15 protein-coding genes, 2 tRNA genes and 3 rRNA genes are annotated in these 18,552 nt (G+C 60.7%); 14 read left to right on the top strand and 6 right to left on the bottom strand.

The features are described from left to right. The 4 genes from ACNPM8_RS02775 to rrf (ACNPM8_RS02760) form a co-directional block, all read left to right on the top strand. A 23S ribosomal RNA gene (locus ACNPM8_RS02775) occupies nucleotides 1-142 on the top strand; the annotation flags it as partial. A gap of 164 nt (nucleotides 143-306) precedes the next feature. Then, nucleotides 307-423: ribosomal RNA gene (rrf, locus tag ACNPM8_RS02770) — 5S ribosomal RNA — on the top strand. 291 nt (nucleotides 424-714) lie between these two features. Next, nucleotides 715-1,497, top strand: coding sequence for an SDR family oxidoreductase (locus ACNPM8_RS02765; RefSeq protein ID WP_133835104.1), 783 nt, complete (start codon nucleotides 715-717; stop codon nucleotides 1,495-1,497). Nucleotides 1,498-1,641: 144 nt separating this feature from the next. Then, nucleotides 1,642-1,758: ribosomal RNA gene (rrf, locus tag ACNPM8_RS02760) — 5S ribosomal RNA — on the top strand. Nucleotides 1,759-1,886: 128 nt separating this feature from the next. On the opposite strand, the gene ACNPM8_RS02755 is transcribed toward rrf (ACNPM8_RS02760), so the two are convergent. The 3 genes from ACNPM8_RS02755 to ACNPM8_RS02745 form a co-directional block, all read right to left on the bottom strand. Next, nucleotides 1,887-2,954, bottom strand: a complete 1,068-nt coding sequence (locus tag ACNPM8_RS02755; protein WP_105659109.1) for an ABC transporter ATP-binding protein — start codon at nucleotides 2,952-2,954, stop codon at nucleotides 1,887-1,889. A 65-nt stretch (nucleotides 2,955-3,019) separates the two neighbouring features. Then, on the bottom strand, nucleotides 3,020-3,799 hold the full coding sequence (gene otsB / locus ACNPM8_RS02750) for a trehalose-phosphatase (protein WP_426735516.1): 780 nt from the start codon (nucleotides 3,797-3,799) through the stop codon (nucleotides 3,020-3,022). A 41-nt stretch (nucleotides 3,800-3,840) separates the two neighbouring features. Further along, the gene (locus tag ACNPM8_RS02745; protein WP_332498336.1) at nucleotides 3,841-5,304 is read right to left on the bottom strand and encodes an alpha,alpha-trehalose-phosphate synthase (UDP-forming); all 1,464 of its coding nucleotides are present in this window, start codon (nucleotides 5,302-5,304) and stop codon (nucleotides 3,841-3,843) included. 400 nt (nucleotides 5,305-5,704) lie between these two features. On the opposite strand from ACNPM8_RS02745, the gene ACNPM8_RS02740 reads away from it, so the two are divergent. The 5 genes from ACNPM8_RS02740 (at nucleotide 5,705) to ACNPM8_RS02720 (ending at nucleotide 10,617) form a co-directional block, all read left to right on the top strand. Then, on the top strand, nucleotides 5,705-6,571 hold the full coding sequence (locus ACNPM8_RS02740; RefSeq protein ID WP_448939267.1) for a DsbA family protein: 867 nt from the start codon (nucleotides 5,705-5,707) through the stop codon (nucleotides 6,569-6,571). Nucleotides 6,572-6,742: 171 nt separating this feature from the next. Then, nucleotides 6,743-6,816, top strand: a tRNA-Thr gene (locus tag ACNPM8_RS02735). A gap of 164 nt (nucleotides 6,817-6,980) precedes the next feature. Beyond that, a complete protein-coding gene (locus tag ACNPM8_RS02730; RefSeq protein ID WP_105659113.1) occupies nucleotides 6,981-7,931 on the top strand; it encodes a DUF808 domain-containing protein in 951 nt (316 codons plus the stop codon). Nucleotides 7,932-8,053: 122 nt separating this feature from the next. Continuing rightward, nucleotides 8,054-9,688 (top strand): HsdM family class I SAM-dependent methyltransferase, encoded by a 1,635-nt coding sequence (locus ACNPM8_RS02725; RefSeq protein WP_448939266.1) that lies wholly within the window; start codon nucleotides 8,054-8,056, stop codon nucleotides 9,686-9,688. Beyond that, the gene (locus ACNPM8_RS02720; protein ID WP_105659115.1) at nucleotides 9,685-10,617 is read left to right on the top strand and encodes a hypothetical protein; all 933 of its coding nucleotides are present in this window, start codon (nucleotides 9,685-9,687) and stop codon (nucleotides 10,615-10,617) included. The genes ACNPM8_RS02725 and ACNPM8_RS02720 overlap by 4 nt, the downstream gene beginning before the upstream one ends. Before the next feature lie 4 nt (nucleotides 10,618-10,621). Here the strand turns inward: ACNPM8_RS02720 and ACNPM8_RS02715 are convergent, their stop codons facing one another. Then, complete coding sequence (locus ACNPM8_RS02715; RefSeq protein ID WP_434693599.1) at nucleotides 10,622-11,239, bottom strand: GNAT family N-acetyltransferase; 618 nt, start codon at nucleotides 11,237-11,239, stop codon at nucleotides 10,622-10,624. A 409-nt stretch (nucleotides 11,240-11,648) separates the two neighbouring features. Here ACNPM8_RS02715 and ACNPM8_RS02710 point away from each other — a divergent pair. Next, nucleotides 11,649-11,725: transfer RNA gene (locus ACNPM8_RS02710), tRNA-Val, on the top strand. A 56-nt stretch (nucleotides 11,726-11,781) separates the two neighbouring features. Here ACNPM8_RS02710 and ACNPM8_RS02705 read toward each other — a convergent pair. Then, a complete protein-coding gene (locus ACNPM8_RS02705) occupies nucleotides 11,782-12,828 on the bottom strand; it encodes an LLM class flavin-dependent oxidoreductase (RefSeq protein ID WP_105661591.1) in 1,047 nt (348 codons plus the stop codon). Nucleotides 12,829-13,029: 201 nt separating this feature from the next. Here ACNPM8_RS02705 and ACNPM8_RS02700 point away from each other — a divergent pair, with 201 nt between their 5' ends. Beyond that, nucleotides 13,030-14,700, top strand: coding sequence for a threonine/serine exporter family protein (locus tag ACNPM8_RS02700; protein ID WP_434693601.1), 1,671 nt, complete (start codon nucleotides 13,030-13,032; stop codon nucleotides 14,698-14,700). Here the strand turns inward: ACNPM8_RS02700 and ACNPM8_RS02695 are convergent. Further along, the gene (locus ACNPM8_RS02695; protein WP_448939265.1) at nucleotides 14,697-15,470 is read right to left on the bottom strand and encodes a uracil-DNA glycosylase; all 774 of its coding nucleotides are present in this window, start codon (nucleotides 15,468-15,470) and stop codon (nucleotides 14,697-14,699) included. The genes ACNPM8_RS02700 and ACNPM8_RS02695 overlap by 4 nt on opposite strands. Before the next feature lie 156 nt (nucleotides 15,471-15,626). On the opposite strand from ACNPM8_RS02695, the gene ACNPM8_RS02690 reads away from it, so the two are divergent. The 3 genes from ACNPM8_RS02690 to groL all read left to right on the top strand — a co-directional run bounded on the left by ACNPM8_RS02690 (nucleotide 15,627) and on the right by groL (nucleotide 18,499). Beyond that, complete coding sequence (locus tag ACNPM8_RS02690) at nucleotides 15,627-15,917, top strand: DUF3263 domain-containing protein (protein WP_105659120.1); 291 nt, start codon at nucleotides 15,627-15,629, stop codon at nucleotides 15,915-15,917. Between the two features lie 42 nt (nucleotides 15,918-15,959). Beyond that, a complete protein-coding gene (locus ACNPM8_RS02685; protein ID WP_105659121.1) occupies nucleotides 15,960-16,565 on the top strand; it encodes a LytR C-terminal domain-containing protein in 606 nt (201 codons plus the stop codon). Nucleotides 16,566-16,861: 296 nt separating this feature from the next. Beyond that, nucleotides 16,862-18,499, top strand: coding sequence for a chaperonin GroEL (gene groL, locus ACNPM8_RS02680; RefSeq protein WP_402735728.1), 1,638 nt, complete (start codon nucleotides 16,862-16,864; stop codon nucleotides 18,497-18,499). Nucleotides 18,500-18,552: the final 53 nt, after the last annotated feature.

Here is an 18,552-nt window from a genome sequence, read left to right as displayed (position 1 = left end):
GCCTGCTTCGAGATGAGATTTCCATGCACCTTGAGTGTGAGAGGCCCCCAGCTAGACCACTGGGTTGATAGGCAGGATGTGGAAGCAAGGACTAAAGACTTGTGTAGCTGACCTGTACTAATAGGCCGATGACTTTCAACACACAATAAAACAATATTTGAACTGATGATTTCAATGCTGTTCGCGTTCACTATGCGGTTACGAGACAACAACCTCTAGCCAGCAAATACAAGATGAGTTACAAGACTTTGTAGCACCGGAAAACATTGACCAGGAAACGTTTTGGTTTGTGTGCTTCGTGATTGTTACGGCGGTCATAGCGTGGGGGAAACGCCCGGTCCCATACCGAACCCGGAAGCTAAGGCCCACTGCGCCGATGGTACTGCACTCGTGAGGGTGTGGGAGAGTAGGTCACCGCCGGACTTAACTTGAGTAGATGGTTTGAGGCCCTGGTACCGTTTGGTGCCGGGGCCTCACCTGTTTAACGGGAAGGGGAGGGGGAATTGGGCAGCTGGTGCTGCCTGGTTCCTCCTCCCCTCCTGCTTTAACCTCGATAGCTGCTAAGCGACTAAGGCAACCCCAAACACTTGACTTAGGCATCATTGTTCAAGGGGCCACTCGAAATGGGCATAGTGTGGGATATGAGCGAGGCTGCGACTGACTCATCGACGGTGACTCGACTCGTCTTCCAATTGCGAAAGAGGGAAACCGAACGTGAGAACTTATGTCGTTACTGGCGCTGCTTCCGGTATTGGCGCGGCCACTGCAGAATTGATTCGAGAACGTGGGCACAAGGTCATTGGAGTTGATCTACGCGATGCCGAGGTCACTGCTGACCTATCGACGCAGGCGGGCCGGCTAAGCGCCATCAGCCAGACCCTAGAGCATTCCGAAGGCAAGATTGACGCGGTCATCGCGGCCGCAGGCATCTCGGCTCCTAAGGCGATTACCGTCTCGGTAAACTATTTCGGCGTAACCAGGTATCTGGAAGGCCTGCTGCCTGCATTGGGACTCTCGCAGTCACCACGCGTGGCCGTGGTTTCCTCGATGGCCTCGATCCAGCAGAATTCCGCTGAACTCGTTGATGCGTTGCTTGCAGGCGACGAGGAAGCAGCCCTGGCCATTGGTGCAGCCTTGGAAGCCGCTGGCCCGCGATCCGGTTACCTGAATTACCCGTCCTCCAAGCGTGCGCTGAGCCGCTGGGTTCGCCGCGAGTGCATCTCGGAGAAGTGGGCCGGCGCAGGGATCCCATTGAACGCTGTGGCTCCTGGCACCGTGATCACCAACATGACTCGGGACCTATTGGCGACAGAAGAAGGCAAATCGATGGTTGACCAGAATGTGCCGATGCCATTGAACTACCACTCTGAAGCCGTGGTAATTGCCAAGCTACTGCTGTGGCTAACGAGTGCAGAAAATACTCACGTCACCGGGCAAACGATTTACTGCGATGGCGGTGCCGAGGCTACGCTCCGCGGGGACGATATCTGGAGCTAGCCCAATTAGCCGGGTATGGCGAAGGACACTATTGGTAACGCGTTCTGAAGTGGCGCATCCACTGCGTGCTTGATATAGTTATGGAGTTGTCGCAATCGCGAATGACACCGTAGTTTTCCCATGGCTAGCCATGAGGTATAGAGTTACGGCGATCATAGCGTGGGGGAAACGCCCAGATCCATACCGAACCTGGAAGCTAAGACCCACAGCGCCGATGGTACTGCACTCGGGAGGGTGTGGGAGAGTAGGTCATCGCCGGGCATAATTTGCCGAAGGCCCCGCACTTTTGTTCGGGGCCTTCGATGTTTAACCGGACTCTCGTGCAGCGGACTTAAAGCCAATGGCGGCTTGGAGTTCAATTTCCACGCCGCCTTTGGCGCTAGCCAGTATTAGGCGTTGTCCAAGCGCAGACCGCTTTCCGTATCAAACAGGTGCGCGTGCTGCAGATTTGGTGCAATATTGATGCGCTGTCCACGTGCGGGAGGCGTACGGCCGTCAACACGAACCACGACTATCTGAGTTTCGCCGCCTAGCTCTGCCGAACCGTAGATGTAGGCATCTGCGCCGAGCTCTTCAACAACGTCGACAACAATCTCCACACCTTCGCCGGCACCGACAATCTCGATGTCCTCTGGACGGAAGCCCAAGGTGACTCCACCCTGTGCCCCAGGCGCATCGATAACAGCTGAACCGAAAGCAACCTGTCCATTGGCAGACTGCAACTGCACCAGGTTCATGGCAGGGGACCCGATGAAGCCTGCGACGAAGACATTGCGTGGGCGATCGTAGAGCTCACGAGGAGTGCCTACCTGCTGCAACTCGCCGTCCTTGAGTACGGCAACGCGGTCACCCATAGTCAAGGCTTCCACCTGGTCGTGGGTCACGTACACGGTCGTGACACCGAGTCGGCGGGTCAGCGACGCAATCTGGGTACGGGTCTGCACGCGCAGCTTTGCATCGAGGTTGGACAGCGGCTCGTCCATCAAGAACACCTGGGGTGAACGAACGATGGCGCGACCCATGGCCACACGCTGACGCTGGCCGCCAGACAAGGCCTTGGGCTTGCGGTCCAAGTACTTCTCCAGATCGAGAAGCTTGGCTGCTTCCAGCACGCGCTTCTTGCGTTCCTCCTTGTCGACGCCGGCGATCTTCAAGGCAAAGCCCATATTCTCGGCAACGGTCATGTGGGGGTACAGCGCGTAGTTCTGGAATACCATGGCGATGTCGCGGTCCTTAGGCGGAACGTTGGTCACATCCTTATCGCCAATGAGAATACGACCGGAGTTTACTTCTTCCAAGCCCGCGAGCATGCGCAGGGTGGTGGACTTGCCGCAACCCGAGGGGCCGACCAGGACAAGGAATTCTCCATCTTGGATTTCCAAGTCGATAGCGTCGACGGAAGGCACAAGTGCGCCCGGGTAGATGCGGGTGGCCTTTTCAAAGGTCACAGTTGCCATGATGACAATCCTTTCACGGGCAGGTACGTGCCCGACGATCCGTAGTGAAAGTGAGTTGGGACACTTCAGTGTCGCATGGAAATCAGACTTTTCAAAAGGTGTGGTAATTCACTTGGCGAAAGGATATTATGCGCGGCCGCAGTTGGTCCAGGTCCCACCTTGATGCCCAGATCCGCTGCGCCAAGAACCTTGAATCCGTTCTCGTCGGTCACGTCATCACCGACAAAAAGGACCGCTTGGACGTCGAGTACTTCACGCAACCACTGCAGGCTCTGGCCCTTATCGCCGTGATGCACGGTGGCCTCTAGCACCGCTTTGCCTTCAAGCAGTTTGATGCCGTCCAAATCACCTAGCGCCTGCCGCGCCTGTGCCAGGGCCTTGGCGGCAACATCAGGTGCTGCCTGGCGGACGTGCAGGACCGTGGCCGACGGTTTGTACTCCACGCTGGCGTTCGCGTGCATCGCAGCAACGCGTTCCAGGCGCTGGGTAATTTGCCCGAGCAGCTCGGACTGCCTAGCGGTCAGCGGCTCATCGTGCCAGATCGCGCCCAGCTGTGGCGGAACCAAGCGCTCGGCACCGTGCGAACCAATGCGAATCTCTGGACGAGGCTCAGGATAGACCTCGCTCAAGGACTGCAGGTTACGCCCCGACACCACCGCGGTGTATACCCCGGGACTGGAAGCCAGCTGCTCGAAGGCAGCAGCAGACTCTTCCAGCGGCCGGGCCTCTCGCGGCCGGTCAACCAGCGGGGACATCGTTCCATCAAAGTCCAAAGCAACTAGTACCCGCTGATGGCCAGCAAATTCAGCCAGCGCGGCCTGCAGGGCAGGGTCAAGGTCAGGCAATGGTATTCCTCATCGGAGATCAGGATTCCTGTCGGAATCTTCTAGCGAACGATTTCGTGCACGGAGGTGGCCGCGTTGATCTCGGCCAGCTCGGCTAGGAAATCCTCGGACCACTTCGAGACGTCGTTGAGTGCCAAGTGGCGGTTCATGCGTTTCATCCGGCGTTCCTGCTCTGCCTCATTCATCTGAACCGCTTCAACGATCCTGGCCTTCATCCCGTCGATGTCGTGCGGGTTGACCAGGACAGCCTGGGTCAGCTGATCGGCAGCGCCGGTGTACTCCGAGAGCACCAGTACGCCGCGACCATCCTGGTGCGCAGCGACGAACTCCTTGGCCACCAGATTCATCCCATCGCGCAGGGCCGTGACCAGCAGGACATCGGCTGCCAGATACATGGCGATCATTTCGCGCAGCGGATAGGACTGGTGCAGGTAGCGCAGGGTGGTGTGGCTCAGGGTGTCATGCTGGCCGGTGATCTGCCCGACCATGAGCTCGACCTGGTCACGCAGCTCGATGTAGCTGTCCACATTTTCCCGGCTGGGGCTGGCTACCTGGATCAGGCAGACATCACCGGCGCGCAGAGTCTGGTCGGAGAGGAGCTCGCCATAGGCCTTCAGGCGGTGGCGAATGCCCTTGGTGTAGTCCAAGCGGTCCACGCCCAGCATGATGGTTTTCGGATTGCCCAGCTCATGGCGGATCTGGGCGGCACGGGCAATGATTTGCGGATCGCGCGCGAGCTTGGCGATTTGCTCGGTATCGATGGAAATCGGATGCGCATTGGCACGGCAGAGATTCTGCATGTCGTTACCGGCTGGGGGCGAAGCCACATCCCCCTTGGTGGAGTAGTCGGTGAACCGGCGCAAGCAGCGCAGGAAATTGCTCGCATCGGTTTCGCGCTGGAACCCGACCAAGTCCGCGCCGACCAGTCCCTGCAAGATCTGGGTGCGCCAGGGCAGCTGCGAAAACAGGCTGGCCGCCGGGAACGGTATGTGCAGGAAGAAGCCGATTTTCAGATCGGGTCGCGCCAGCCGCAGCATCTGCGGAACCAGCTGCAGCTGGTAGTCGTGGACCCACACGGTAGCGTTCGGGGCCGCGATTTCCAGTACGGCATCGGCGAATCGCTGGTTGATCCTCTTGTAGCGGTCCCACCAGGTGCGGTGGTACTCCGGTGGCACGATGACGTCGTGGTAGAGCGGCCAAAGCGTCGAGTTGGAGAAGCCCTCGTAGTAGAGGGTCAGGTCATCCTCATCCAGGGGGACCGGAACCAGATGGATGTCGTCCTTGTCGAAGCTCTCCAGCTTCTCGCCGATACCGCCATGCCAGCCTACCCAGGCACCTTCGGACGCAGCCATGACCGGTTCCAAGGCGGTAACCAGACCGCCGGGCGAACGCTGGAATCCTTGCGATCCGTCAGGGTTGGTGATGCGGTCCACCGGAAGGCGGTTGGCTACAACCACAAAATCGTAGGAATTTTCGGTCTTTGTACTCGGCGCTGGGGTACCCACTGCAAACCTCCTGGTTTGTTCAATCTGGTTCACCGGCGTGGTGCAGATTCGTCGGTTCTGAGTGAATGACATCTCGTCAAATTTCCTCGCTCTTGCTATTTAGCCTAGTGAAAACTGACTGCTAAGGGAACGAAGGGACGGATTTCTCCGTCATATGGGCTACTTCTGCGCATGTGCCGCGTGGTCAGCAAAGAACCGGCAGCAAAGAAACGATATCCGCCGATGACTTGGTTTAACGCTCAACTTAAGGTTTTCGAAGCACTTTGGGTGCTGTATGCGAAAGATATGTGAGTCCTGTGAAGGTGGGGGAATCTTGAGTTTTCAAGGATATTGGCGCTCGGAGTTGGCTAAGCTTGACTCCAGATGATAGTTGTCCGCTGACCAAGGAACCGCCAAATTTATGTCTACAAATAACCCGCGCCCATCGAAGGCAGAGCGAACCGCGAGTGCCCGAGAGAAGGCGGCGCAGATGCGTGCCGCTCAAGATGCCGCTCAGAAGCGCAAGTCGCTTTTCGTGAAGCTGGGCGTATTGGCCGCAGTCATTGTGGTCATCGCACTGGTAGTTACCTTGATCGTGCAGAACAACAACGCAAAGGTGGCAGACTCCGGCGCCGTGCCGCAGGGCGCTACCGCAGCCGGTGGCATCATGGTCACCTCGCCGGACACTGTCGCAGAGAAGTCCATCGAGAATGTGGATATCAAGACGCTCGAAGCACCTGCCGAGGCGCCATCGCCTGCTACCCCACGCGACCTGACGGTGGCTGAAAAGGGCGAACCGATCAACATCGCCATGTACGTTGACGCCAACTGCGTTCACTGTGCAGACTTCGAGGCTACCTACGGGGACCAGATCGAGGAATGGCTGGCCAACGGCGACGTCACCGTTGAATACCGCAACGTCGGCTACCTTGACCGTGGTTCAGCAACTAACTTCTCCTCGCGCGGCGCCAACGCATTGGCTTGCGTCGCCGACGAAAGCCCAGAAGCCTACATGGGCTTCGTCAAGGCACTGTGGGGCCACTACCCAGAGGGCGAGATGAAGAACGCCGAGCTGGCCGATCTGGCGATCCAGAATGGCGCTGCGCAGTCCGTTGAAAGCTGCATCGCAGATGACAAGTTCCGTCCATTCGTCCAGTACACCACTACTGCCGGCCAGTACGATGGCGTGGCTGGCACCCCATCGATCTTCGTCCAGGGCAAGGTAGTCGATCTGGCAAAGGAAGACTTCCCAACCGCAGTGAAGGAAGCAATCGCTGCCAACAGGTAAGTCGAACCGGTAGCCTCTGGACAATTGTTCGGGATCCGGTAGTATCCTTATTGATCTCGCACCCCGACCGATGGGAAGGAAGCCAATGCTGGCTTCCTTCCCATCGGCATTTAACTCGGAGCATCGCCAATTCGCAGTGCCGCAGGGTTTTCGGATATTCTTATTCGGTACGCCCCCTTAGCTCAGCTGGCCAGAGCGTCTGTCTTGTAAACTGAAGGTCACCGGTTCGAATCCGGTAGGGGGCTCTGACCTGGTCCTGGACCAGCAACGGGAACCGTGTCCATGAATCTTCGTGGCGCGGTTTCTTTTTTTAGCCCCAGATCTTGCCCGAGCCAGCGTCGCGCCTATGGCAGGCTCAAAGATCCCGCCGGTAGAATTTTGCGCAGAACCTATATTTGAGGAGCCGACCATGGCCGGAGGCCTTGCAGCACTATTGGACGACGTGGCGGCGCTGGTGAAAGTCACCGCGGCATCGCTTGATGACATCGCGCTGGGCGCTGGCAAGGCCAGCACCAAATCGCTAGGCGTCGTCATCGACGATGCGGCAGTCACCCCGCAGTACGTGGCCGGGCTCTCGCCCAAGCGCGAGCTTCCAATCATCTGGAAGATCGCCGTTGGGTCTATCCGGAACAAGATGCTGTTCATCCTTCCGGTGGCGCTGATCCTATCGCAGTTCGCTCCATGGGCGCTCACCCCGATCCTGATGATCGGTGGCGCCTATCTGGTCTTCGAAGGCGCCGAGAAGCTGCTTGAGGCGATGGGCGCGATCAAGCACCACACTCCGGGCGGCAAGGAGGGAGTGCGCGACGAGAAAGCGATCATCGGATCGGCAGTGCGCACAGACCTCGTGCTTTCCGCGGAGATCATGGTCATCTCGCTGAACGAGGTGTCCCACGAGCCATTCTTGAATCGCGCGCTGATCCTGATTGTGATCGCCATCCTGATGACCGTCGTGGTCTATGGCGCCGTGGGCTTGATCGTCAAAATGGACGACATCGGACTGCACATGGCCGCCAAGCCGCGCCAGCTCACGCAGAAGATCGGGCGCGGCCTGGTCAAGGCGATGCCCATCGTGATGTCCATCCTGAGCAAGGTCGGCGTGATCGCGATGCTCTGGGTCGGCGGGCACCTGCTGCTGGTCGGCATGGACGAACTGGGCTGGCACGCACCGTACGGCTTCGTGCACCACGTGGAACTGCTGGTCCACGACGCGACCGGCCAGGCCGGCGCCGTGCTGGGCTGGCTGGTGAACACCGCCTTCTCCTGCCTTGCCGGTTTCATCATGGGTACCGTGATTACCGTCATCATCCTGGGCATCCAGAAGCTGCGCCACAAGGGCAAAGCCGAAGCAGACCACTAGGAACAGGAATCAGCCAGATGCCCGCGCACGTAGAATAGAGAAGTTGCCGCCCGGACTCGGTCTACCGGTCCAGCCCAACTGTCTGGCCTACGTGGAAAGATCGATGCGTGTTGAGTAGAGAATTGACAGATCAGGCCACCGCCCGCCATGCGCGCGGAGCCTACTTCACCCCGGAACCCGTCGCCAGCTTCATGGCGCAGTGGGCGCTAGGGGAGCAAGGATCCAAGGTCCTGGAACCCTCCTGCGGTGAAGCGCAATTCCTTGCCGCTGCCCATCCGGTGCTTGCAGATGGCCGAGAGCGGGTCGAGCTGGTGGGCCTGGAACTGCACGAACCATCGGTGCAGGCCGCCCGTGAACGGATGAGCGCCGCCGGGATCGACGCGCGCATCGAGCACGCAAACTTCTTCGAGGTCACCGGCAACGCCGAGTACGACGCTGTCATCGGCAACCCTCCCTACGTGCGCTACCAGCTGCACCGCGGGGCTGACCGGCAGCTCTCGCGCGCCGCGGCCAAAGCCTCGGGCGTGGAACTGAATGAACTTGCCAGCATCTGGGCCGCTTTCGTCGTGCATGCCACCAGCTTCCTTGCCATCGGCGGGCGCCTGGCCCTGGTGCTTCCGGCAGAGCTGATGTTCGTGAACTATGCCGGGCCTGTCCGCCAGATGCTGCTTGAACGCTTCGCCAGCGTGCACCTGGCCGTCTTCGAAGAGCGCTTGTTCGCCGACGCGCAGGAAGAAGTGGTGCTGCTGCTGGCCGAGGGCTTCCGCGAAGGGGCTAGCGGTTCCTTCAACCTGCACCAATTCCGCAATGCGCTGGATCTGCAAGCCCTGGGCGAAGGCACCCGCCACACCCCGGTGCGCATGAACGAGCGCTGGACCGGTTCCCTGGTCGGCCTCGAAGCCCAGGGGATCTTGTCGGCGGCACTGGCCGCCGGCCGGATGGCGCCGCTGCAGTCCTGGGGCGAAACCTCGCTGGGCGCGGTCACCGGCAATAATAAGTGGTTCACCCTCTCGGCCCAGCAGATCCAGGACCTGGGGCTGGCCCGCGAGGACCTGATCCGGATCTCGCCTCCGGGCTCGCGCCACCTGCGCGGGCTGGAATTGAGCGAGGACGGCTGGGAAAAGCTCGCCGAGCACGGGGCAGCTGCCTACATGTTCCGCCCCGGCGCGGAACCCAGCGGTGCTGGTGCGCGCTTTGTGGCCAGCGGTGAACTGCAGAACGTCGACCAGGCCTACAAGTGCAAGGTGCGCTCGCCGTGGTGGCGGGTGCCGGTGCTCTCGGTGCCGGATCTGTTCATGACCTACATGAACGCCGACACCCCGCGGTTGACCGCCAACGAGGCCGCGGTGCACCACATCAACTCGATCCATGGGGTGTACCTCGGCGCCGATGCGCGCGAGCTGGGCCGCGAGCTGCTCCCGGTGGCATCGCTCAATACCCTGACCATGCTCGGAGCCGAAATGGTGGGCCGCTCCTACGGCGGCGGCATCCTGAAGCTGGAACCGCGTGAAGCCGACCAGCTGCCGGTCCCGGCGATCGGCATGGTGCAGCGCTATGCCCGGCAATTGCGTGCCATCAAGCCGGCGGTGCGTGAACTGCTGGTGCAGGGGCGCAAGCAAGAGGCCACCGACCTGGTGGACAGCGTGGTGCTCGAGCAGCTGCTCGGCTTGGAGCCGGATGCGCTGGAGGCGGTCCGCACAGCGCGAATGAATATGCTCGAACGCCGCAAGGCCAGAAGCAAAGCCGTGAGGGGATGAACGTGGCCAATCCTGCGATCGAAAAGACCTTGGCCTTTGCCGAATTCGATACCACCTTGATGTCAGCGGCGAAGGATTCGCCCTGGCTGGGCAACGGCGCGGTAACCGAGGAATTCAACCCGTCCTTCCCGGTGCTCGAACGCCTGCTGAGCATCCCGGTCCGCAACAAGGCGGTCACCCGATCGGGCCGCTTTGCCCAGGGCGTGGACGCATGGCTGGCCCATGAATTGCGCCGTGCCGGATTCGATGCGGATCTGGTGTGGCCGCGTCCCGAGGCGCCCCGGGTCTTGTCCAGCGACATCCTGGAACTGCTGCGCAAGCTGCCGGAGCGGCTGGCCGACGAGGTGCACGAGTCCATCATGGCGGGCAAGGCGGGCAGCATCGACGCGCGCATCCTGGGCCGCGCCTACATGAAGCAAACCGACGTGGTGATGACCCATTGGTCCACCGGTCCCGAACTGCTGCTCAGCACCAAGGCGATGACCTCATCCTTCGGCAAGAACCTGGCCAACCGCTATGAAGAGGCCTATGGGGATGCGGCTAACCTGCGGGCCCGCTACCCGCTGGCAGCCGTCGGGTTCTTCTTCGTGCAGCGTGCCACGATCCTGGAATCCGAGCCGGCCGCCTTCCGCCGCACCGTGGACATGATCCGCAAGCTGCGCGACTTCGGCGACGGCTTCGGGTACACCGCTACCGGCCTGCTGCTGGTGGATTGGGATGAGAGCGCAGAGGATCCCGAAGTGAAATGCGTCCACGCTCCGGTGCCAGCGGATATTGCCGCGCCGCAGTTCCTCAACGCCATGGTCGATGCGGTCCTGAAGGTCACCCCGATTGACCTGCACGAGGCCGCTCGCGCTCGCCGGGCCGGAGAAGTTGCCCCGCTGCCGGGCCACGGCTCCGTGGACGAACAGCAGGACGCCCTGTTCTAGGCGGTCACATCACCGGCACGGCGGAGGCCGAATCATCGGATCCGAACTGCGCGGCGAATCCCTGGACCGGGGCCGGGCCGGCCATGAGGCTCGGGGCTGGCATCGCAATTTCGGGAAGGTGGATGGCCACGTGGTCCTCGGAGGCCTGCGGCAATTGCGCGGCCCACTGCCATGCGGCCACGGTGGCCCGGTAGATGAACTTCAGCTGCCCATCGTGCTCGAAGCTGCGCTCGCGCTGCCACAGTTCCGAGCGCTCGTAGAAGGCCCAGGATGCCGGGTTCTGCGAATCGATGACGCTGATCGGGGTTTTGCCCGAACGCAGCGCGTGGGCAAGGCGCAGCGACGTCGCATGCTGGCGGATGCCCAGGCGGCGGTAGTCCGGGCGCACGGCCATGCAACCGAGCTCCACGGCGTTCATCGAAGAAGTCGGGGCAATGATGGAATCATGCACGAGGCCTGCGGCAACCAAGGTGCCCTGGTCGCGCACGGTCACAAGCAGCGAGAGCCGGTCGAACTTCTGGTTCCAACGCTGGTCGACCAGGGGGTAAAGGGTCGCTAATTCGGCGCGCTGGGCCGGCTGAACGCATAGGGATGACAAGGAAAAGTTCAGGTTTTCAAACACTGGGTACGGTCCTAAATTCTAAGAACGAACGAAAGATGAGGCTTTTGCGCGGTGGAAAAATCCACTGCGCGGTTTCGTTGGCCTTGAGGGGACCGATGCCGGCGGCTTCCGGCAACTTCCTTGTAGGGTCCAGTTTGAGCTCGATGAGCTAGAAAAATTATGGAGTCTAAAGTCCCTTTTTGACAAGTGGAAATGGGTACTTTTAGGTGAATCGCAAATAAACTATTCGGCGCTGTTTTTCTGCTCTACTCATTGCCTGAACCGCGACTGTTCGAACCTGCGCTGGAAGCGGCATTTCGGCGTGTTCCGGGGACGGATTCCGGGCGCTGGAACCGGTGGCCGATTTGGAGTGAGGTCCACGGCCCGGTAGGATTGCTTATGCGCTTGGCTTGCAAGTCAGGGCGCAGATGGATCTTTAGCTCAGTTGGTTAGAGCGTTCGCCTCACACGCGAAAGGTCGCTGGTTCGAGTCCAGTAAGATCCACCAAGAACGAAAGCCACCGCAATGCGGTGGCTTTCGCTGTTTCCGGGACAGCCAGGATCCTAGGCGCCAAGCAGCTGGTGCACCATGGGCTTGACCTCTTCTCCGAGCAACTTGATGCTGTTCATCATCGCCTCGTGCGGCAAGGAACCGGCAGAGTACTTGATGTCAACGCGGGACAAGCCCAGCTGCTGGGCCACCTTGGCCATCTTCCGTGCCACAGTTTCCGGGCTGCCGGCCATCATGGCTCCCTCGGGCCCCATGGAAGCCTGCAAGCGCATCTTGCTGGCCGGCGGCCAGCCTCGTTCGGCGCCCAGCCGATTCATGGTGCGCTGGTAATGCGGCCAGAGGGTTTCCAGGGCCTCCTGGTCGGTGGAAGCCACCAAGCCATGGAAGTGCGCCGAGACCGGCAATTCTCCATGGCCGAACTCCTTCAGCGCACGGCGGTAGAGGGTTGCCAAGCCTTCGAAGGCCGAGGGCTGGCCGCCGATAATGGCCAAGCACAACGGCAAGCCATGCCGGGCCGCGCGGGTGACCGACTGCGGGCTGCCACCCACACCCACCCAGGTGGTCAAGGGCTGGTCTTCCAGCAGCGGGTAGATCTGCTGGTTGCGCAAGGCGGCGCGGTGCTTGCCCTGCCAGGAAACCGGCGTGCCGTGGCGGAGCTTGGCCAGCAGATGCAGCTTCTCTTCGAACAGGTCCTCGTAGTCTTCAAGATCCAGGCCGAAGAGCGGGAAGGATTCGATGAAGGAGCCGCGGCCTGCGATGATCTCCACTCGCCCGTTGGAGATCGCGTCCAAGGTGGCAAAGCGTTCGTAGACGCGCACCGGGTCGTCGCTGGAGAGCACGGTCACCGCGGTGCCGAGCTTGATGCGCTGGGTAGTGCTGGCCAGGGCGGCCAGAACCATTTCGGGGGAGGAGATGGCATAGTCATCGCGGTGGTGCTCGCCGACACCGAAGAAATCAAGACCCGAGGCTTCGGCCTGCTGCCCCTCGGCGATGACATTGCGGATCACCTGGGCATGGCTCAGCGGGTTGCCCTGGGCATCCTCGGTGATGTCGCCGAAGGTCTCGGCTCCGATTTCTGGCAATGGGAACTGCGTATTCATTGGATCCTCCGGATTATATGCAAACACATCTAACTTCTGCATGGTGCAACCAACTGCCGAGCGCCGGTATTCCAGTGGCCGAAAATACCCTTAAATGTGTTCGGCGATACCTCCCGAATTCGCCACGTTCCCGACAACTTTTCATGCACGGGTTGTATGGTGAATCCCATGGGAAAAACTTTGGATGAGGGGGCTTGATTCGTGGCGCATCGATCTAGCGAGGAACAGGCCGCCTCGTCGAATGCCGTAGGCGAGGATCCGGCTCCGCTAGCTGGCGTCTTGCCCCGCATTGCCACTAGTGAGATCAACATGGGCTTCCATCCGGCAGAGCCCGCCGAAGAGCCGGCAACGGCATCTGAACTACCGCTCAATACGGCGGTCAGCGCCAACGTGGCGGCTGCCGATGTCTCGGATATCGAGTGGCGCACCGGCCAGGTCCACACCACCGATGAGGGCATTACCCTCATGCCTACCCGCGCCAACCCGGTGGCCCGTCGGCTGCTGGCGAAAATGTGGATCTCGGATACCCCTCCCACCGAGGCGCTGAACATCGTTGAGCGCCTGCAGGGCACCCCCTACGCCAACCCCAAGGTCAATGTGGACCAGGACGCGTCCAACCGGCGCACCATGGAGTTCGCGCTGGATTTGGGCGAGACCTTGATCCGCTACGGCGCAGGCGCCTTGGAAGTGGAAACCAGCGTGATCGCGGTGACCGCGGCACTGGGCTTGAGCCACTTGGATGTGGACATCACCAACCAGTCCCTGCATTTGAACTACAGCCCGCCGGACGCCGAAAGCTACTCGGTGCTGCGTGTGGTCCGCTCCTACACCTCGAACTACGCCGGCATGGTGCTGGTGCACGAACTCGTCTCGGATATCATTGCCGGCGGCGTATCGCGATCCGTTTCAGCGAAGCGGCTGAAGGACATCACGCGGCAGCCCAAGCCGTTCCCGCGCTGGATCGTCGCCTGCGGCCGGGCCGTGTTCGCGGCCGCGTTCGTGCTCTTCATTGGCGGCTCGTGGGCTGGTGCGCTGGTGGCGATGCTGTCCTCGAGCCTCGTGACGCAGATCGGCCGATACGGCTCGCGCTGGAGAGTGCCCGAGTTCTTCACTATCGCGGCCTCGACATTGGTGGTCACCGGCATTGCCTTGCTGGGGCATCAATTCCACGCTCCGCTGGATCCGGCGCTGGTGGTCTCTGGCGGCATCTTGCTGCTGCTTCCGTCGGGCAGATTCGTTTCGGCATTGCAGGATGCCATCAACGGCTTCCCGGTGACAGCGGTAGGCCGGTTGTTCTCGGCCAGCCTGATCTACGGGGCGATCCTCTGCGGAATTGCTACGGCTCTGGTGATCTCTGATCTGCTCGGGGGAGAGAAGGTCGACGTTCACCAGATCGTCCAAACCGACTATCCGGCCTGGCTGCTGGTGGTCTTGGTGGGCGTGGCCATTGTCGCCGGTGCGGTCACCGAGCAGAGCGCGCTGCGCCTGCTGCTGCCTACCGCCGGCATTGCGGTCGGCGGCTACCTGGTGCAGCTGCTGGCCGAAAGCATAGGACTCGGAGACCGGGCTACCCCGGCGCTGGTCGCCACGGTGATCGGTTTCGCCGCGCGGCTGGCGGCCGACAAACTCGGCTCCCCGCAGCTGGTGCTAGCGGCTCCTGCGGTCATGTTCCTGCTTCCGGGCCTGATGATCTTCCGCGCGATGTACGGCATCGTCATCAACGTCAATGACACCGCCACGGGACTGGTGGAGATGTTCAACGCCATGGCGATCATGCTCTCCATCGCTGGCGGCGTCGTCTTCGGCGATACGCTGTGCCGTCCATTGACCTCCAGCGCCCGGCGTGAGCGCCGGCGGATCCGCCGGCGCTAAGCTTTCGGCAACGACCAGTCAATCGGCTTCTGTCCGCGGTCGGACAGGAGCCGATTGATGCTTGAGAAGGGCTTGGAGCCGAAGAACCCGCGCGAGGCTGAGAGCGGCGAGGGATGGGCGCTTTGCAGCTGCACGGCGTTGGACAGGGACTCGGAGAGTTTCTGCGCATGCTTGCCCCAGAGCAAAGCCGCCGGAGGCCGCGGACGGTCATTGAGCGCAGTGAGGATGGCATGCAGAATTGGCGCCCAACCCAGCTTCTGATGCGAGCCGGCATTTCCAGCGGCTACGGAGAGCACCTGGTTCAACAGCAAGACGCCTTCTGAGAGCCATGGACTGAGATCCGGATGCGCAACCGGCTCCAGCCCCAGATCGGACTGCAATTCCTTGTAGATATTGGCCAAGGAGCGCGGCAGCGGACGCACCTGCTTGTTGGCCGCGAAGGCCAAACCATTTGCGTGGCCGGGTGTCGGATATGGGTCTTGGCCAATAATTAGGACCTTGACTTCGGACAATGGCAGGCTCAGTGCGCGGAACATCACCTCCGGTGCCGGCAGGATCTGTTCACCGGCCGCCGAACGGGCCGCCAAATCGGTGGCCAGGGAACGCAGCAACGAGTCCTGCTCGCAGAGTGCCGGTACCCAGTCTCCAGCGATAAACCCGTGGTCGGCCATGGATTGGGCGCCATGGTAAAACGGGAAATCCGCCGCTTCGTACACTGGTGTCCGAGCTGGCTGGGGTGCATCGAAAAGTGCTGGCTGCAAATCGTCCATAGGGGTAATTGTGCCGTTTTTCTGGCGTGCCTGTGCTCGGCCACACGGTGTTAGGCAAGCAGATTGGTTAGAATATCGGTGGTATGTCTACCGATGGTGGATTACATGCATAACCGAAACCCGAGAAAACTGGTCCAAGGACAGAGGTGAGAACGTATGGCTGAGAATGAATTGCTGGTGGATTTCGTCATGAACCCGGATTCGGAATTGGACGAGCGTTCGCAACAGATCCTCAACCTGGAAAAGTTGTGGTGGAAGTATGCCGGGGCCAAGGAACAAGCCATTACCAAGCAGTTTTCGATGTCGCCGACGAATTACTACCAGCTGCTGAACCAGCTGATTGAAACCGACGCGGCACTGGCCTACGACCCGATGTTGGTCAAGCGCCTGCGCAGAGCACGTTCCACAAAACGTCGCGTGGGCGGTAAGGTCGGCACGGGACGATAACCCTGCCTGCCGTGACCAATCAGACCTCGAGCAAGGACAAGAATGACCAACTACCCGCGTGACGAATTTGATCGCGTTCCGGAGTTCAGCACCCGTGTGGGTTCGCACCACGCCCACGGATGGGCGCAGTCCGCCGCGTCGAAGTCAACCGGTGGGAAATTGCGCTGGGTAGTGCTGACCGCTGTACTCGTGCTGGTGATCGGTGCCTTGTCCTTCATCTTCGGCCCTCAGCTCAAGGAGACCCTCGCGACTTCCACGGGAAGCGACACCTCGCAAACCCAGGAAGTCACCGCTGAGCCTTCCGTGGAACCCACACCTAGTGAATCCGCATCGCCAACGAGCACCATCGATGACGAAGACGTGCTCTACGGCCAGCTGATTGGCGTGTACAACGCGGCAAGTGTTGCCGGTCTGGCTAATGAAGGCGAAGACGCCATGGCCGAAGCCGGGTTCACCAGCATTGTGGCCGACAACTGGACCAGGCCCGCAGAAGTCTCCACGGTTTATTACATGTCCGAGTCCTACCGGACTACCGCTGAAAAAGCTGCAGAAATCCTGAATATCGACGAAGTTCTGCAGACCAGCAACATTCCGAACCGGGTCACCGTGGTTCTGGGCTCCGATGACACCCTGGGGCTAAACGAATAATTCGTTCATAATTCCATTCGCTCAGAGCCGATCGGCTTGCACTCGCCATGCGAGAGTGCCAATATTTGTATTAGCACTCATGCGTTGCGACTGCTAACGCCGGTCGGCTTTTGCGTTCTCCAAGAACTTCATGAAGCACCGGACAGCGGACGCAGGGCGTGGGCGTGGAAAATACCTCAGATAGCGAGAGCTGAAACGGTTGCTGGCCCGATGCCGCACCGGTCCACTCGTCCGTCGCGGGCGCTGTCTGTCGGTTGCATTTTCGCAAAATCGTCCCGAAAGGACCGTACGCCACAATGGCTAAGATGATTGCATTTGACGAGGAAGCACGCCGCGGACTTGAGCGCGGCCTGAACACCCTTGCTGACGCGGTGAAGGTCACCCTGGGCCCACGCGGCCGCAACGTTGTTCTGGAAAAGAAGTGGGGCGCTCCTACTATCACCAACGACGGCGTGTCCATCGCTAAGGAAATCGACCTCGAAGAGCCTTACGAGAAGATCGGCGCAGAGCTGGTCAAGGAAGTTGCCAAGAAGACCGACGACGTCGCTGGCGACGGTACCACCACCGCAACCGTGCTGGCACAGGCACTGGTCAAGGAAGGCCTGCGCAACGTTGCAGCAGGTGCTGACCCAATCGCACTGCGCCGCGGTATCGACAAGGCCGTAGAAGCTGTTACCGCTGAACTGTTCGCCGCTGCGAAGAAGGTCGAATCCAAGGAGCAGATCGCTGCTACCGCTTCGATCTCTGCTGGCGATCCGGAAATCGGCGCACTGATCGCTGAAGCTCTCGACAAGGTCGGCGAGCAGGGCGTTATCACCGTTGAAGAATCCAACACCTTCGGCCTGGAGCTGGAGCTGGCAGAGGGCATGCGCTTCGACAAGGGCTACATCTCCGCTTACTTCGTCACCGACGCTGAGCGCCAGGAAACCGTTCTCGAGGACCCTTACGTCCTCATCGTGAACTCGAAGATCTCCTCGGTCAAGGACATGGTGACCTTGCTGGAGAAGGTCATGCAGTCGAACAAGTCGCTGCTGATCATCGCCGAAGATGTCGAGGGCGAAGCCCTGGCTACCCTGATCCTGAACAAGATCCGCGGCCTGTTCAAGTCCGTTGCTGTCAAGGCTCCGGGCTTCGGCGACCGTCGCAAGGCCATGCTGACCGACATCGCTATCCTCACCGGCGGCCAGGTTGTTTCCGAGGAAATCGGCCTGTCCCTGGACAACGTAGGCCTGGAAGTCCTCGGTACCGCCCGCAAGGTCGTTATCACCAAGGACGAGACCACCATCGTTGAAGGTGGCGGCGAAGCCGACGCCATCGAGGGACGCAAGGCCCAGATCGCAGCCGAGATCAAGAACACCGACTCGGACTACGACCGCGAGAAGCTGCAGGAGCGCCACGCAAAGCTCTCCGGCGGTGTCGCTGTGCTGAAGGCCGGCGCTGCTACCGAGGTAGAGCTCAAGGAGCGCAAGCACCGCATCGAAGATGCCGTGCGCAACGCCAAGGCAGCTGTTGAAGAAGGCATCGTCGCCGGTGGTGGCGTTGCACTGATCCAGGCTGGCGCTGCAGCATTCGAGAAGCTGGTTCTGGAAGGCGACGAAGCTACCGGTGCGAACATCGTTCGCGTTGGCATCGAAGCCCCGCTGAAGCAGATTGCCCTGAACGCTGGCATGGAGCCAGGCGTTGTCGCTGACAAGGTCAAGGGCCTGCCAGCAGGCCACGGCCTGAACGCTGCAACCGGCGAATACGTGAACCTGCTCGAAGCTGGTGTCAACGACCCAGTGAAGGTGACCCGTTCGGCACTGCAGAACGCGGCATCGATCGCTGGCCTGTTCCTGACCACCGAAGCTGTTGTCGCAGAAAAGCCAGCTCCTGCTGGCGCTGCCCCAGCCGGTGGCGATGACATGGGTGGCATGGGCGGAATGGGCGGCTTCTAAGCTTCCCGCACGCACTAAGCACGCAGTAATCGCGCCGATGGCCCGGATCCTTT

The organism is Glutamicibacter sp. AGC46, assembly GCF_053543715.1.
Note: the sequence above shows the minus strand (reverse complement) of the source record. Positions and strands in the feature narration are given on the sequence as shown.